Below are 15,009 nucleotides of genomic sequence, written 5' to 3' on the forward strand. Positions count from 1 at the left end.
TTACATACGGAGAGTATATGAAATTATACCGCCACCTGTGTAGTCCTAGCGAAATCCATATGATGAGAGGATAAGAACATGACCCAACGCGAAGCCGTTTTTCCCGCCAATCGGCACGCTCTATATCAACAACACGGCTATTCGGCAGCCATCCGCTCCGGCGATTTGCTGTTTGTTTCCGGACAAGTCGGCAGCCGGGTAGACGGTTCGCCAGAGCCAGACTTTGAACGCCAGGTCAGACTCGCTTTCGACAACCTGCGCGCGGTTCTCGCTGCGGCAGGCTGTCGCCTTGATGACATCATTGATATAACCAGTTTTCACACCGATCCGGAAAATCAGTTCGCCACCATTATGGCGGTGAAAAGTGAAACCTTCCCACAAGCCCCCTATCCCAACTGGACGGCAATCGGCGTGAACTGGCTGGCAGGCTTTGATTTCGAAATTAAGGTAATAGCCAGAATCCCCGCGTCACCCCATTAATGCCCTATCGGCTGCTCTGGCCTGGCGCTCATCAGGAAAGATAACGTTTGAACCACGCGAGCGTTCGCGCCCAGGCCAGATTAGCCGCAGCCTCGTCATAACGCGGCGTGGTGTCGTTGTGAAATCCGTGGTTTACCCCTGGATAGACATAGGCTTGATACACCTTGTCATTGGCCTTCAAGGCTGCTTTATAAGCTGGCCAGCCTTCATTGATACGGGTATCCAGGTCGGCATAATGAATAAGTAGCGGAGCCTTGATGCGTGGCACATCATCGGCCTTGGGTTGACGGCCATAAAACGGTACCGCTGCCGCCAGCTCCGGATAAGCCACCGCGGCGGCATTGGCTACGCCACCACCGTAACAAAAACCGGTGATGCCCACCTTGCCGTTAACCGCCTCGTTTTTCATTAGAAACTCTATTGCCGCAAAAAAGTCGTTCATCAACTTTTGCGGATCAACCTGCTGCTGTAACTCACGCCCTTTATCGTCATCGCCCGGATAGCCGCCAAGCGAGCTCAATCCGTCCGGCGCCAGCGCGATATAACCTGCCTTTGCCACCCGTCGCGCCACATCCTCGATATAAGGATTCAAACCACGATTCTCATGCGCCACCACAATAGCCGGTAACGGCCCACTCGCCGCGCTCGGCGTGACCTGGTAGGCTCGCACCTCGCCATGGCCGTTTGGTGAAGGATAGGTTATGTAACCGGCGTTAATCTGTGGATCGCTGGTTGCCACCTGCTGTGCCAGCGCGTAATTCGGGCTAAGCGAGTTCAACAGCATCATCGCCGTCACGCCGCCAACCGCGTATTTTGCGGCGCGTTCGAGAAACTCGCGGCGCGAAATGGTACCGTGCGCGTAGTAGTCGTACAGCTCGAGTAATTCCGGTGGAAAATCTTTGGCAGTGAGACGAGACATTGGCTGTTTTCCTCAAGGTGATTAGGCACAAACTGTATTAATCCTAGCGACAACTTCGATAAAAAGCGTACCGGCGACAACAAAAGGCAGTCACGCTGCCAACGGCGGCAATGCAGAGAGATTGCCGTCTGGCCGCATTCATCGCTGAGCCGCCCCGCTCGCCATTTTTGTTAAAAAAACTAGTCATATGTTAATAACAAATTAAATAAATATCAGAAAATATGAATAAGCGTGAAAGTGAATTTATCACGACAAATTAGGCTTGCAGCAATGGCAATATTTACTAAGGTTAAAAGCGTGAGGTAAATATTGTTACCGCCGGTGGCAATAACCTTACTGTCATATTAATTTATCTGTAGGAGGAAATTATGGCTGAACATCGTGGTGGCTCAGGTAATTTTGCCGAAGATAGACAACGCGCTTCTGAAGCGGGCAAAAAAGGTGGCCGCGAAAGTGGAGGTAATTTTAAAAACGACCCAGAGCGTGCCTCTGAAGCAGGCCGTAAAGGCGGTAAGCACTAACCATTAAACATTGTTGATTAATGGCTAGGCGCATTAATTAATATCGCCACAGGCTGTGATCTCAAGATCGCAGCCTGGCTCAGTGTTCAGGAGGCATGATGAAACATTACTTGACAGCGTTATTTTCCAGCCCGGAAAAATTTCTATCACTGTTTAGCGATATCACCGGCCGAGGTGAACATGACAAAGAGGAACATATCTGGATTGACGAGAACGGCAATGCCTTCGTCAATACCGAAAACGAAAAATTTATGCAGGCTTTTGAAGAACATGTAAAAAAAATGAGTCAGTATTGATATGGGTACGGCAATCTTTATGGTGCTGCTGGTCTGCGGCTATTGGTATACCACTCGTGACCTGTCTTCCCGCTTTAAGTTAAAACGTACCTACGGTTGGGAAGTTTACTTTCTGGTCGCACTGTATGGCTGTATTTTTGTCTTGCAGGGTATTATCGTGGTGTTTATTATCTGGCTGGTTTTGTTGATATTCTCTCAACTCGCCAACCTGATTGCTGCACTCAACCAACATCCGCTTAACCTTCATTATCATGCGGACTTTTTAAACTGGAGTTTTCTGGAAATTAAAACCCCGGTGGTGGTAATGTTGGCCACGGCCATATTATTATGTTTATTGCATACCTCACGTTCACCCAATATCCGTTTAAAAACCACTGAACGTAAAGACCTGTATAAGAAACTTACCAAGACCAATGGTCTGGAAGGCATTTTATATCAGAGCATGGAGCAGGGAAGCATGGTTTTAGTGACATTGGCATCGCAGCGAATATATATCGGTTTGGTTTATACCGCATTGAATGAATCAACCGCTTCCGACAATTTGGTGCTGCTGCCGCTACTGAGTGGCAAGCGAGACCAGAACTCTTTGCAAATCAACGTGGAGAACAATTATGCCGCCTATTATCAACGTAATGAGATCGATCTGAGCAGCAAGCCGGATTCGGTATTCTGCTTTCGCAAGATTATTTTTCTGCATCAGATTGAATCGCTCTCCCTGTTTGACCCGTTAATGCTGGGTGAAACAGCCGCACCGTCCAAGGTGCTGGATACGCCCCGCTAGCCTGCCGGTTACGGGGCGTAACCGTCTTCCAGCGTGGCCTTCACGGGATTCTTCCCCTCCGCTTAACTGTTCCACCGGCGTCTTCCTGTGGTGGTTGTTTTTGCCAGTGCCATCACAGCCTCGGTAATTTATTAAACGAAATGGTTGAATATTACCCACTCCGTTCTATATTCAACCATATGGTTAAATTATCTTCCTCTCAGTTGGACGCCATTTTTCATGCGCTGTCCGACCCGACGCGGCGAACCATTCTGCATACGCTGGCAACGGGCGAACACAGCATCGGCGAGCTGGCCGCGCCGTTTGACATGTCATTTTCTGGCGCCTCCAAGCACATCAAAGCCCTGGAACAGGCGGGCCTGGTGCAGCGAACCGTGCAAGGAAGAAACCATATTTGCCGGCTCGCCCCCGAGCCGATGGCGCAGGCCATGCGATGGCTGCAAACCTATGAACATTTCTGGGCCGATCGGCTCGACGCGTTGGAGCAGGCATTGCGTCAGCCAGAACCGCCCCCTCCCGAGGAGTGAAGCATGAACGATTATGGCATGGTTATTGAAACGGGCACCTTGCGCATCCAGCGCCTGCTGCCCGGCCCGATAGAACGCGTCTGGGCCTATTTGACCGAGTCCGACAAACGCGCCACCTGGCTGGCGGCCGGAGAAATGACGCTGGAAGTCGGAGCGCCGCTGGCGTTGCTATTCAACAATGGTCAGTTGGCCGGGGCCAGTGAACCGGCGCCGCCGGAGTTCCGACAATACAGTGGCAGCGTTACCAACCCTGGCCATATTACCTGCCTGTTTCCGCCACGGGTGCTGAGCTTCACCTGGGCCGAGGAAGATAAAGACCGTCCTTCCGAGGTCACGTTTGAACTGTCCGAGCAAGGTAGCGACGTCTTGCTCACCGTCACCCACCGCCGCCTGGCCAATCGCGAGCAAATGCTCAGCGTTGCCGGTGGCTGGCATACGCATCTGGATATTCTGGTCGATCGCCTCAACCACCAGCCGCCACGTCCGTTCTGGGCCACGCTGGCACGGGTGCAGGAGGAGTATCGCGCCAGACTGTAACGAGGCCGCGACGAGGGCTATCCGCAACACCCTTGTCGCATCCCCCAGCCCCTTTCAACATCGCACTGACCTTCCCTTGCCTATCCGCGCGGTTACCTGCCATGGTGCAGCCCGTGCACCGTTTGGTTGCAGTGGCGCTGAGCCTTGACACGCAAATATCAGCCAGCCAGCCCCATATGACAGCTATCGCCAACCGCATTGATTGGTACGGAAATTGCTTTTCCTCTTTATCACGACAGGAGAAGCATACGATGAAAGCAATCATTATTGGTGGTGGTATCGGCGGCTTGTGCACCGCCATTGCACTAAAACGCATTGGCATCGACGCCGAGGTGTTTGAAGCGGTCAAGCAAATCAAGCCGGTCGGCGCCGCCATTTCCATCTGGCCGAACGGCGTAAAATGCCTTAATTACCTCGGCATGAAAGAACCGCTACGCCAGCTTGGCGGTCCGATGCAGTACATGGCGTATCAGGAGTATCTGCACGGCCAGACGCTCACGCGCTTTAGCCTCGATCCTCTGGTCGCCAGCGTTGGCGAACGGCCCTATCCGGTAGCGCGTGCCGAATTGCAGGCGATGCTGCTGGCCACCTACGGTGACCATCGCGTGCAGTTCGGTAAACGGGTCAGCGGCGTGGAAGAAACGCCTGACGGCGTCAGCGCCTGGTTTGAGGACGGTTCGCAGGCACAAGGTGACTTCCTGATCGCCGCCGACGGCACCCATTCGGTTATTCGGCCCTACGTGCTGGGTCACCAGGTTGAACGTCGTTATGCCGGCTACGTCAATTGGAACGGACTGGTTACCATTGACGAAACGATTGCCCCAGCCAATCAATGGACCACCTTCGTCGGCGAAGGCAAACGCGTGTCACTGATGCCGGTCTCGGGCAACCGTTTCTATTTCTTCTTCGATGTACCGCTGCCCATCGGGCTGCCGGAAGATCGCACCACCGCCCGCGCTGACCTGCAACGTTACTTCAGCGGCTGGGCTGAACCGGTGCAAAAACTGATTGCCGCTATCGACCCCACCGCCACCAACCGCATCGAGATCCACGACATCGAGCCGTTTGAACGCCTGGTGCGCGGCCGCGTGGCGTTATTGGGCGATGCCGGCCACAGCACCACACCGGACATCGGCCAGGGCGGCTGTGCGGCGATGGAAGACGCGGTGGTGCTGGCAATTGCGCTGCAAACCAACTCGCTTGGCGTGGAAGATGCGCTGCTGCGTTATCAGGAAAAACGCAGCTACCGCGTCAGGGATCTGGTGTTGAAAGCCCGCAAACGCTGCGACGTCACCCACGGTAAAGAAATGGCCGTCACCCACGATTGGTACGAAGAGCTAAAAACCGAAACCGGCGACCGCATCCTGTCAGGCATGAAAGAAACCATTCTCGGCGGGCCGCTGGCATAACCGACGCGGCGCTGTGCAGCAAGCGCCGTTCAGTGCGTTCCCGGATTGGCACGCAAACGCGCAACCTGCGCCTCAACGTCTTGCCAGGCCGGCTTTTGCCCGGCATAGCGCTGGCGCAGATAGTTCACCAGATCCGCCACCTGCCGATCGGAAAAACTGTCTTTAAAGCCCGGCATATAGCCGAGTTCGGCGGTAGCCGGTTGCGCAATACCTTGCAGGATCACTTTTATCAGGTTGTCGGGCCTGTCGCTGAAGATATTGGTGTTATTGGCCAAATCGGGGCTGACACCGAACAGCTGCGGCCCGCCGCTGCTGGCGCTATGGCATGCCTGACAGGCCCCCTGGAACAACCGTTCACCGGCCTGCTGCGACACCTGCGGTGCGCCGGCCTGCGGTTGCGTATTTAGCCTGGCGGGCTCGCTCAGCGAGATCAGATAGTTGGCCATCGCACGCAGATCGCTTTGCGGCAACGTGGCCAGCTCGCTGACCACCGGCCCCATCGGCCCGGTGGCAACCCCATGTTCCGCCGAATGACCGCTGCTCAGGTACTGAAACAGCTGCTCCTCACTCCAGGGTTTATCGGCATTCGCCAGATTGTTCAGCGCTGGTGCTTGCCAACCGTCTACCATCGCACCGGCCAGGAAGCTGGCGCCGCCCTTTTCCGCCCCCAGCAGGTTACGCGGCGAATGACAGGCCGCGCAATGCCCCAGGCCGTTGACCAGATACGCTCCCCGGTTCCACTGCGCGGATTGCGTCACGTCCGGTTTGAATTCCCCCTGTCTGAGGAACAGCGCGTTCCAACCGGCCAGCAACGGCCGTACGGAAAACGGGAAACGCATGTCATTGGCCTGATTGGTCTGGCTCACCGCCGGTTGCGACATCATATAGGCATACAGCGCCTGCATATCACTCTCGGTCATTTTGCTAAAGGCGGTATAGGGAAATGCCGGATAAAGATGGCGTCCATCGCGGCTGATGCCCTGGCGCATCGCCCGGTCGAAGGCGCTGAACGACCAGTTGCCGATGCCGGTGGCAACGTCCGGGGTAATATTGGTGCTGTACAGCGTGCCGAACGGCGTTTCCATCGCCAATCCGCCGGCATTGGTTACCCCGTCGGGGGCTGTATGGCATACCGCGCAGTCACCCGCCGCCGCCAGTTGACGACCGCGCTCCAGGGTTGCCGCAGACCAGGTGCCGGCTCCCGGTGCGCTGACCGGGGCAATTTCCGCCCGCCACGGCAAGGCGCTGCCGGCAATGCCAAGCAATGCGCCAATCACCCCCGCCGCGCCGCCAAACCACCATTTTCGGCGTTTTTGGTTCGGCTTGCTGGGCGCCGGCGGCCTGTCAGGGCCGTTAAGCGCTTCACGCAGCCGATCGGCGGTAATCGGCAGTTCGCGAAAACGAATGCCGGTAGCATCGAACACGGCATTGGCGATCGCCGCGGCACTCGGCACCGAAGCCGACTCACCGGCTCCCAGCGGGGGTTCCTGCTGGCGCGGCATCATCATCACCTCGACCTCCGGCACCTCCGGGAAGGTCAGGATCGGATAACCGCCCCATTCCTTGCTGGACACCGTCGATTGTTCGAAGGTGACTCGCTCCTTTAACACCCGGCTGGTCGACTGGATCACGTTGCCGTGGATCTGGTGACGCACGCCGTCCGGATTGACCATCATGCCGGCATCGTGGCCAACAACGATGCGCGTGACGGCCACTTCGCCGCTGGTTTTGTCAATCGCGACGTCGGCAACCCACGCCGCCCATGCCGCACCAAAGCCGGGAAACTTACTGTGAATGTAGCGCGCATAAGCAAAACCCCGGCCGCGCAGCACGCCGTCTTCGGCGGCCGTTTGCATCGGTACGGTGTGCGGTTGCCAACCGGCACGTTCGGCGGTGTTGCGCATCAGTTCGATGGCTCGCGGATCCTTGATATAACGCAGGCGGTATTCCAGCGGATCGACGCCGGCGGCAACCGCCAGTTCATCAATATAGGACTCGTGGGCGAAGGTATTGGGCATCGCCGACACGCCGCGCAGCCATGAGGCTCTGACAATGGGCGCCATGTCCTCGATACTGATGCGCATCGCCGGATAGTCATACGGCGGGATCGAGGTGCGGTCACCCATTTCGTAGGCCACCGGCACCGGCTCAACCCGCCCGGTCAGCAGCAGCGCCAGCGTTGGCGCGCCGTTGGACGGATAATAGGTGCGGAAATCATAGGCGGCCAACTGGCCGTCGGCGTCTAGCCCACCGTCCACCTCCATCAGTTGGGCGGTGCCTTTTGGCTCCCACAGGTGTTCCTGCTCGCGGGTCAACTGCACGCGCACCGGGCGGCCCACCGCCCGCGACAGCAACGCCGCATCGGCGCAGACATCATCGGCACAGTTGCGGCCATAACAGCCGGCCGCTTCCATACGAATAATGTCGATCTGTTGCTCCGGGTACTCCAGCAACCAGGCCAGATCGGCACGCAGCAGATGCGGGTTCTGGCTGCCGGACCACACGCGCAGCCGCTCGGGCTGATAGTCTGCCAGCGCGCAGGAGGGGCCGATCGAGGCATGCAGCTGATACGGCCACAAATAGCGGCGAGTAAAACGCTGGTCAAGCGCCGCCAGCGCCGCGTCAACGTTGCCGGTATCATGCACCACCCGCGTACTGTGCGGGTTATCATGCAGCGCCTGCGTCAGATCGGTCATTTGCGGCAGATTGCGCCGCCAGTCCTTCCAACTGACCTGCAACGCCTGCGCGGCTTTCATTGCCTGATCTTCGCGCTCGGCAACGATACCGATAAAGTCTTCGATCACCACCAGCTTGACGATCCCCGGAATATGCGCGATCGACCGTTCATCCACCGCCAGCAGGCTGGTGCCGACAAATTCGCCGCTGTCATAACCGGCATACGGCGGACGCACTACGCGGCCATGCAGCATATTCGGCAGACGCATGTCATGCACAAAGGTCGTTTCACCGGTCGCCTTGGCGGGAATATCTACCCGCGCAGCGCTGGTGCCGACCAGGCGATATTCGCTGTGCGGTTTGAGCGGCGCATCGCCGCTAAGGCCGAGCTCTACGTGCAGGCCCGCCACCAGTTGGCTATAACTGAACGTTTGCCCCTCTGCGGCATGCACCACGCCATCGTCCAGACGCAGCGAATCCAGCGGCTGCGCCAAACGTTGTGCCGCCTGCTGTAGCAGCCAGCGGCGCGCTTCGGCGGCGGCATTACGCAGCGGTACCGCAGAAATTTGCAGCGTGGCGCTGGCAATGGTCGCCCCCTGGTTAGGCGCACGCGCGGTATCACCGAGCACCACCTGCACCTGATCGAGGCGCAGAGACAGCTCTTCGGCAACGATTTGCCCCAGCGCGGTGCGTACACCGGTGCCCAAATCGACGTGGCCATTAAAGGCGTAAACCTGCCCATCGTCGCAAATGGCAATAAATATGGCCTGCTCTTTGGGTTTTAGCGTCGGCGTTTGGCCTTTCGGCACCAGCCCCGGCGGCGGCTGGATCTGATCGATAACCAGCAAGACGCCGTTACGCTGTAACAATTCCGTCTGGGTCGGTACGCTGCGCTCAGTCATCACGCACCTCGCCACCACAGAGTACAACGGCGCGTTTTACCGCGTTGAGGATTTCAATATGGGTACCGCAACGGCATAGGTTGCCTGACAGCGCACGGCGGATCTCCGCGTCGCTGGGATTGGGATTGCGATCCAGCAATGCCTTGGTGGTCATGATCATGCCGTTCAGGCAATAGCCGCATTGCGCCGCCTGCTGTTCAATAAACGCGCGTTGCACCGGATGCAGGCAATCCCGGCTGCCAAGCCCTTCCAGCGTGGTGATGGCGCGTTGCGCCACTCCCCGAGCCGGGATCACGCAGGCGCGGGCGGCAAGACCATCAATCAGCACGGTACAGGCGCCGCATTCCCCCAAACCGCAGCCGAACTTGGGGCCATTAAGCGCCAGATCGTTACGTAATACCAATAACAGCGAGGTGTCCGCCATTACCCGGACCTGCACCTGCTGCCCGTTCACCGACAGCATCAATGGATGCTCCGTCAGCGTTGTCACCGCTCCTTCCCTGGGCGAATCAACAGTCATCGCCATGGTTTGCGTCTCTCCTGCGCGTGGGTTGTTTTTGTTTTAATGCCAGCCACCCGGCCCGGAGACGCGCTGCACGCCTCAGCCGGTTGGCTGATCTTCCAGCATTTTATTCAGCAGGAATATCAACGCGATTCGTTCGGCCGGGTTAAGGGTGCCGAACGTCAGCTCGGTAATTTTTTCTGCATGTGGCACGGTTTCCGCCAACAGCGTTGCCCCCGCGTCGGTCAAGCCGACCACCACCTTGCGACGGTCGATTGGATCCGGCGATACGGTAATCAGCTCACGCGCCTTCAAGCGCTCGATAATGCCGCGGATCGTTGCCTGATCCACCGCCGTTACCTGCACCAACTCGGTCAGCGAGCTTGGCCCCATATCCCGCACCGCGCAAAGCGTAATAAACTGCACCGCAGTCAGTTGCGAATCACCGACGTTGTGCTGAAATATCGCCACATGGCGTTGATAAACCTTACGCAGCAAGTGCCCGACCTGTTCGGTAAAATGATAGTTGTCGGGCTTGCCTGTTGCTTCCACCTGCTTGTCATGGGGCATGATTGCGTTATTCTCACCGTCAATGGAAAGCACCGAGAATAGTATAAAAACCCCAACTTTGGCAGCCGCCACGCATCAACGATGCGCCACGCAAGAGGCGGCCGGTGCCACCACTTCCCCTTCTGCCACCACCGTTTTGCCATCCAGCAACACGTCGCAACGACGCAGCGCGATATCCATATGACATGGCGTCTTGCGCGTACCGCCCACTTCGGTATTCGGCCCGGTCGAAAACAGGAAGTTGCCATAAAACGCACGCGCGTCCATGCACATGCCGTCATTTTTGTCATGCAGCCCCATCGCTGTCCACTGGGCGCGCGGTTGCAGGCCCCAACCGATATGGGAAATGCCGTACACTTCAGGATCGTTGAAATACTTCATGTATTCACGCAGATACTCCGCCTCGAAGCCGCCATGGATCCCGGTGACAAAGCCCTGCTCAATTTCCAGCGTTATGCGTTCGCGGGCATAGCTCTTGAACGGCAGCAAAATATCGCCGACGTCCAGTACCAGCACACCTTCTGCCTGCAGTTCATTTGGCCAGGTAAACAAGAAGCCGCTCGGCCAATGGTCCCAACGCCCAGGTTCATCGGCATAGCCGTATTCAGTCACCGTCGGATACTGGCCCAGCGGCGCGCGAAAATCGCTGCCGGCGGCCGACTTCACCTGCATCACCCCGGCCTTTTCCAGCAGCGCAGCGGCGGCCAGCACCCGCGCCTTGTCTTCTTCAGTAGGCAACATGCGTGCCAATACCTCAGGCGGCTCGACTGCCAACAATATACGTGTACCGGTCTTGAGGATCTGTTCCTGCTCCGGCGAATGTAGCAGCATCATGGTGTCAACCACCAGATCCGCCGCTTCCAGCGCCCGCTGCGCCGCCAGGTTGCCGGTCAGCGCGGTGTCACCGCAGTAGGCAGTCATATCATTGCCCATCGCGCGAGGATGATTGAACGACGGTAATTCGACGGCGTAAACCCTGGCCCCCAGGCGCAATGCCGCATCGGTGGCGGCCTGCACGGTACGTGCATCCGAATAATGGCTCTTCAGGATCGCCACGCTCTGTGAAGCATCGACCTTCGACAGCGCGAGCACCCGCTCAAAAAGCTGGACCAGCTGACTCTGATTAACCGCCATGGCACCTCTCCTGTTGATGAATGAATGACCGACAGATCACGCGCCCACTGACGATGAATTACACAAATTAAAGTGAACACGCTCTTTTAACTATCTAAGACCAAAAAACAACTAGCTGCAAGCGACCTGAGTCACACATAAGCAAATCCTATTTCACCTGCGCCATTACTTGCAATTAACATCAACATAACAGCATTTCGCCGATAATTAGCGTGAGCCAGATCTAATTTAACAGTTATGTAACTTTGCGTTATTCAGTGCATACACTATAAATCGATCGTCCAGCCTCTACCCGGATGACACGCTGAAACACCACAAACAGGGGAAAAATGATGAGCAAACAACCTCGCATCGCCGTCGTAGGCGCAGGCCTGGGTGGCGCTGCCGCTACCGCACTGTTGCAAAAGGCCGGCTTTACCGTCGATTTGTACGAACAGAGCCCGGCCTTTTCGCGCCTGGGCGCCGGCATCCACATGGGACCGAACGTCCTCAAGATCTTCCGCCGTATCGGTATCGAACAACCGCTGGAACAAATGGCCTCGCATCCCGATTTCTGGTTCAGCCGCGACGCCGAGAGTGGTGACTATCTGTCACGCATACCGCTCGGCGATTTTGCCCGTAAAGAGTACGGCGCAGCCTATGTGACGGTGCACCGCGGCGATTTGCAGGCCTTGCAACTGGAAGCATTGCAGCCCGGTACGCTGCACTTCGGCAAATGCCTGAGCGGCATTGAAGAGCGCGACAATGATGTGGAGCTGCGCTTTGTCGATGGCACTGTCACCCATGCCGACATCGTTATTGGCGCAGACGGTATCAACTCGCGCATTCGCGAACATTTGCTGGGTGTGGAAGCACCGACCTACAGCGGTTGGGTAGCGCACCGCGCGCTGATCCGCGGCGAAAAGCTGGCGAAATACAACCTGACGTTTGAAGACTGTGTGAAATGGTGGTCCGAAGACCGCCATCTGATGGTCTATTACACCACCAAACGGCGCGATGAATATTATTACGTCAGCGGCGTGCCGCACCCGGCATGGGATTTCAAGGGCAGCTTTATCGACAGCAGTCGAGAAGAGATGTTTGCCACCTTCGCCAACTACCACCCGATCGTGCAGGCGCTGATCGAATCCAGCGAACAGGTCACCAAATGGCCGCTGCTCAATCGCAAACCGCTGCCGTTGTGGAGCGAGGGCCGTATGGTGCTGTTGGGCGACGCCTGTCACCCGATGAAGCCGCATATGGCGCAAGGGGCGGCGATGGCGATTGAAGACGCCGCCATGCTGGCACGTTGCCTGCAAGAAACCGGCCTCGGGGATTACCGTACCGCCTTCCAGCTGTATGAGGCCAACCGCAAAGAGCGCGCCTCACGCGTGCAGGCGGTCTCCAATGCCAATACCTTCCTGCGCAGCCAGGAAGATCCGGCCTGGGTATACGGCTATGACCTGTACTCGCAGGCATTGAAATCGGAGAACGCCGCATGAGCACTTACCTCTATGGCGCCCAGGTGCAGGCTAACGGCATCCGCCAGCATTACCTGCGCTACGGCGGCCGCGGTCCGGTGCTGATCCTGATCCCGGGGATTACCAGTCCGGCAATCACCTGGGGCTTCGTTGCCGAACGGCTGGGCGAAAGATACGACACCTACGTACTGGACGTGCGCGGGCGCGGCCTGTCTGCCAGCGGCCCCGATTTGGCGTACGACGCCGAAACCTGTGCGCAGGACGTTACCGCGTTCGCGACTGCGCTGGGCCTGAGTCGCTACTCGCTGCTGGGGCATTCGATGGGCGCGCGCTTTGCCCTGCGCGCTGCGGCGCAGCATCCACAGGGTGTGCAGCGGGTGGTGCTGGTTGATCCACCGGTATCCGGTCCTGGCCGACGTGCCTATCCGGGCAAATGGCCGTGGTACGTCGACTCGATTCGCGCCGCCGAGGCCGGCATCAGCGCCGAGCAGATGCGCGCCTACTGCCCGACCTGGAGCGAAGAGCAACGCCAGTTACGCGCCGAGTGGCTACATACCTGTTATGAACCGGCGATCGAACGGGCCTACGCCGATTTTCACCAGGTTGACAGCCACCAGGATTACCCGCGTCTGACCATGCCGACGCTGTTGATGGTGGCCGGCAAAGGCGAAGTGATCCTGCCGGAAGATCGCGCCGAAATTTGCGCCTTGCAACCAGAAATCAGCGTGGTGGTGGTCGAAAACGCCGGCCATATGATCCCGTGGGACGACGAGGAGGGTTTCTTCCAGGCCCTCGGCGATTTTCTTGGCTAATTAAGGAGTCATGTCATGAGCAAAAACTACCGTATCGGCCAGATTGTGCCCAGTTCCAACACCACCATGGAAACCGAAATCCCGGCGATGCTGCTCGCACGCCAGCTGATCCGTCCCGAAGAGCGCTTTACCTTCCATTCCAGCCGCATGCGCATGAAGCACGTACGCAAAGAGGAGCTGGCGGCGATGGATGGCGAGTCCGATCGCTGTGCGCTGGAACTGTCCGACGCGCGGGTTGATGTGCTCGGCTATGCCTGTCTGGTAGCGATCATGTCGATGGGTCTTGGCTATCACCGAGAGTCGCAGGCGCGGCTGGCGCAGGTTACCCGGGACAACGACGCCGCCGCGCCGGTGATCAGCAGCGCCGGTGCCCTGGTTAATGCGCTGAAGGTGCTGGGCGCCAAACGCATCGCGCTGGTGGCTCCGTACATGAAACCGCTGACACAGCTGGTGGTGGACTATATCGAGCATGAAGGCGTCGAAGTCAGCGTATGGCATGCGCTGGAAATCGCCGACAATCTGGCGGTCGGCCGTCACGATCCGGCCAAACTGCCGGCCATCGTCGCACAGCTTGACGTCAGCGGCGTGGATGCAATTGTGCTTTCCGCCTGTGTGCAAATGCCCTCGCTGTCGGCAGTGGCGACCGTCGAGGCGCAGACCGGCAAGCCGGTGGTGACCGCAGCCATCGCCACCACTTACGCCATGCTGACTGCCCTGGAACTGGAGCCGATCGTTCCCGGCGCCGGTGCCCTGCTATCCGGTGCGTATTGAGGAGCCGCTGATGGAAACGGAAACCACAGATAACGCCGCCAGCGATAACTACCGTGGCGTATGGGGGCAGCGCATCGGCTTCGGCCAGCGTCCGGCGCTGCTGATGATCGATTTTATGCAGGGTTATACCACCGAGGGCGCGCCGCTATACGCCCCCGGCGTGGTCAGCGCGGTAGCCGAAAGCGTGGCGCTGTTGGCGACGGCGCGGCAGCACGGGATCCCTGTTATTCATACCAATATCCGCTATCATGCTGCCCGTTTTGCCGACGGCGGCATGTGGGTGAAAAAGGCACCGGTAATGAAGGACATGGTAGAGGGTAATCCGCTAGCGGCATTCTGCCCACAGGTCCAGCCGTTGCCACAGGAAGTGGTGCTGAGCAAGCAGTACGCCAGCGCCTTCTTTGGTACCGCGCTGGCGCCAATGCTGGTTACGCTGGGGGTTGATACCCTGCTGCTGGCGGGATGTTCAACCAGCGGCTGTATTCGTGCCAGCGCGGTGGATGCGGTACAGCACGGTTTTCGCACCATCGTGGTACGCCAATGCGTCGGCGATCGTCACCCTGGTCCGCACGAAGCCAATCTGTTTGATATCGACAGCAAATACGGTGACGTAGTCAATAAAGAACAGGCCATCGATTACCTGGCCACCTATGCAACGCTGCAAATGCCGAGCGACGATCCACCGCGTCATCACAGGTAACACTACGGAGAT

The 15,009-nt window shown here is 57.9% G+C and carries 16 protein-coding genes; 11 read left to right on the forward strand and 5 right to left on the reverse strand.

The window, feature by feature from the left end:
• Positions 1-78: 78 nt before the first annotated feature.
• A complete protein-coding gene (locus tag NYE85_RS16385; RefSeq protein WP_259005789.1) occupies positions 79-480 on the forward strand; it encodes a RidA family protein in 402 nt (133 codons plus the stop codon).
• Between the two features lie 31 nt (positions 481-511).
• Here the strand turns inward: NYE85_RS16385 and yghX are convergent, their stop codons facing one another.
• Complete coding sequence (gene yghX, locus NYE85_RS16390; RefSeq protein ID WP_259005790.1) at positions 512-1,399, reverse strand: YghX family hydrolase; 888 nt, start codon at positions 1,397-1,399, stop codon at positions 512-514.
• Positions 1,400-1,767: 368 nt separating this feature from the next.
• On the opposite strand from yghX, the gene NYE85_RS16395 reads away from it, so the two are divergent.
• The 6 genes from NYE85_RS16395 (at position 1,768) to hpxO (ending at position 5,470) form a co-directional block, all read left to right on the forward strand.
• Entirely contained in the window at positions 1,768-1,920 is a 153-nt protein-coding gene (locus tag NYE85_RS16395; RefSeq protein WP_004963140.1) for a general stress protein, read from the forward strand.
• Positions 1,921-2,018: 98 nt separating this feature from the next.
• Entirely contained in the window at positions 2,019-2,216 is a 198-nt protein-coding gene (locus NYE85_RS16400; RefSeq protein WP_259005791.1) for a hypothetical protein, read from the forward strand.
• 19 nt (positions 2,217-2,235) lie between these two features.
• Entirely contained in the window at positions 2,236-2,997 is a 762-nt protein-coding gene (locus tag NYE85_RS16405) for a hypothetical protein (protein WP_259005793.1), read from the forward strand.
• Between the two features lie 179 nt (positions 2,998-3,176).
• Complete coding sequence (locus NYE85_RS16410) at positions 3,177-3,524, forward strand: helix-turn-helix transcriptional regulator (RefSeq protein ID WP_259005794.1); 348 nt, start codon at positions 3,177-3,179, stop codon at positions 3,522-3,524.
• A 3-nt stretch (positions 3,525-3,527) separates the two neighbouring features.
• Positions 3,528-4,061: an SRPBCC family protein gene (locus NYE85_RS16415; RefSeq protein ID WP_259005796.1), complete on the forward strand. Its 534-nt coding sequence runs from the start codon at positions 3,528-3,530 to the stop codon at positions 4,059-4,061.
• A gap of 251 nt (positions 4,062-4,312) precedes the next feature.
• On the forward strand, positions 4,313-5,470 hold the full coding sequence (gene hpxO, locus NYE85_RS16420; protein WP_259005797.1) for an FAD-dependent urate hydroxylase HpxO: 1,158 nt from the start codon (positions 4,313-4,315) through the stop codon (positions 5,468-5,470).
• A gap of 29 nt (positions 5,471-5,499) precedes the next feature.
• On the opposite strand, the gene NYE85_RS16425 is transcribed toward hpxO, so the two are convergent.
• The 4 genes from NYE85_RS16425 to NYE85_RS16440 all read right to left on the reverse strand — a co-directional run bounded on the left by NYE85_RS16425 (position 5,500) and on the right by NYE85_RS16440 (position 11,254).
• Entirely contained in the window at positions 5,500-9,048 is a 3,549-nt protein-coding gene (locus NYE85_RS16425) for a molybdopterin-dependent oxidoreductase (protein ID WP_259005798.1), read from the reverse strand.
• The gene (locus tag NYE85_RS16430) at positions 9,041-9,574 is read right to left on the reverse strand and encodes a (2Fe-2S)-binding protein (RefSeq protein WP_259005799.1); all 534 of its coding nucleotides are present in this window, start codon (positions 9,572-9,574) and stop codon (positions 9,041-9,043) included. Before NYE85_RS16430 ends, NYE85_RS16425 begins: the two co-directional genes overlap by 8 nt.
• Before the next feature lie 75 nt (positions 9,575-9,649).
• Entirely contained in the window at positions 9,650-10,120 is a 471-nt protein-coding gene (locus NYE85_RS16435; protein WP_259005800.1) for a MarR family winged helix-turn-helix transcriptional regulator, read from the reverse strand.
• A 75-nt stretch (positions 10,121-10,195) separates the two neighbouring features.
• Positions 10,196-11,254: a 2,5-dihydroxypyridine 5,6-dioxygenase gene (locus NYE85_RS16440; RefSeq protein ID WP_259005801.1), complete on the reverse strand. Its 1,059-nt coding sequence runs from the start codon at positions 11,252-11,254 to the stop codon at positions 10,196-10,198.
• A gap of 329 nt (positions 11,255-11,583) precedes the next feature.
• Between NYE85_RS16440 and NYE85_RS16445 the strand changes: the two genes are divergently transcribed.
• The 4 genes from NYE85_RS16445 (at position 11,584) to NYE85_RS16460 (ending at position 14,997) form a co-directional block, all read left to right on the forward strand.
• The gene (locus NYE85_RS16445) at positions 11,584-12,735 is read left to right on the forward strand and encodes an FAD-dependent monooxygenase (protein WP_309600873.1); all 1,152 of its coding nucleotides are present in this window, start codon (positions 11,584-11,586) and stop codon (positions 12,733-12,735) included.
• Positions 12,732-13,526, forward strand: coding sequence for an alpha/beta hydrolase (locus tag NYE85_RS16450; RefSeq protein WP_259005803.1), 795 nt, complete (start codon positions 12,732-12,734; stop codon positions 13,524-13,526). Before NYE85_RS16445 ends, NYE85_RS16450 begins: the two co-directional genes overlap by 4 nt.
• A gap of 66 nt (positions 13,527-13,592) precedes the next feature.
• Complete coding sequence (locus NYE85_RS16455; protein ID WP_182646447.1) at positions 13,593-14,297, forward strand: Asp/Glu racemase; 705 nt, start codon at positions 13,593-13,595, stop codon at positions 14,295-14,297.
• 10 nt (positions 14,298-14,307) lie between these two features.
• Positions 14,308-14,997 (forward strand): N-carbamoylsarcosine amidohydrolase, encoded by a 690-nt coding sequence (locus NYE85_RS16460; RefSeq protein ID WP_259005804.1) that lies wholly within the window; start codon positions 14,308-14,310, stop codon positions 14,995-14,997.
• Positions 14,998-15,009 lie beyond the last annotated feature (12 nt).

The organism is Serratia sp. AKBS12 (assembly GCF_024793895.1).
GTDB lineage: Bacteria > Pseudomonadota > Gammaproteobacteria > Enterobacterales > Enterobacteriaceae > Serratia_F.

Coding starts and splice junctions, on each gene's coding strand:
- NYE85_RS16385 (WP_259005789.1), top strand. CDS start 79: ATGACCCAACGCGAAGCCGTTTTTCCCGCCAATCGGCACGCTCTATAT.
- yghX (WP_259005790.1), bottom strand. CDS start 1,399: ATGTCTCGTCTCACTGCCAAAGATTTTCCACCGGAATTACTCGAGCTG.
- NYE85_RS16395 (WP_004963140.1), top strand. CDS start 1,768: ATGGCTGAACATCGTGGTGGCTCAGGTAATTTTGCCGAAGATAGACAA.
- NYE85_RS16400 (WP_259005791.1), top strand. CDS start 2,019: ATGAAACATTACTTGACAGCGTTATTTTCCAGCCCGGAAAAATTTCTA.
- NYE85_RS16405 (WP_259005793.1), top strand. CDS start 2,236: ATGGTGCTGCTGGTCTGCGGCTATTGGTATACCACTCGTGACCTGTCT.
- NYE85_RS16410 (WP_259005794.1), top strand. CDS start 3,177: ATGGTTAAATTATCTTCCTCTCAGTTGGACGCCATTTTTCATGCGCTG.
- NYE85_RS16415 (WP_259005796.1), top strand. CDS start 3,528: ATGAACGATTATGGCATGGTTATTGAAACGGGCACCTTGCGCATCCAG.
- hpxO (WP_259005797.1), top strand. CDS start 4,313: ATGAAAGCAATCATTATTGGTGGTGGTATCGGCGGCTTGTGCACCGCC.
- NYE85_RS16425 (WP_259005798.1), bottom strand. CDS start 9,048: ATGACTGAGCGCAGCGTACCGACCCAGACGGAATTGTTACAGCGTAAC.
- NYE85_RS16430 (WP_259005799.1), bottom strand. CDS start 9,574: ATGGCGATGACTGTTGATTCGCCCAGGGAAGGAGCGGTGACAACGCTG.
- NYE85_RS16435 (WP_259005800.1), bottom strand. CDS start 10,120: ATGCCCCATGACAAGCAGGTGGAAGCAACAGGCAAGCCCGACAACTAT.
- NYE85_RS16440 (WP_259005801.1), bottom strand. CDS start 11,254: ATGGCGGTTAATCAGAGTCAGCTGGTCCAGCTTTTTGAGCGGGTGCTC.
- NYE85_RS16445 (WP_309600873.1), top strand. CDS start 11,584: ATGATGAGCAAACAACCTCGCATCGCCGTCGTAGGCGCAGGCCTGGGT.
- NYE85_RS16450 (WP_259005803.1), top strand. CDS start 12,732: ATGAGCACTTACCTCTATGGCGCCCAGGTGCAGGCTAACGGCATCCGC.
- NYE85_RS16455 (WP_182646447.1), top strand. CDS start 13,593: ATGGAAACCGAAATCCCGGCGATGCTGCTCGCACGCCAGCTGATCCGT.
- NYE85_RS16460 (WP_259005804.1), top strand. CDS start 14,308: ATGGAAACGGAAACCACAGATAACGCCGCCAGCGATAACTACCGTGGC.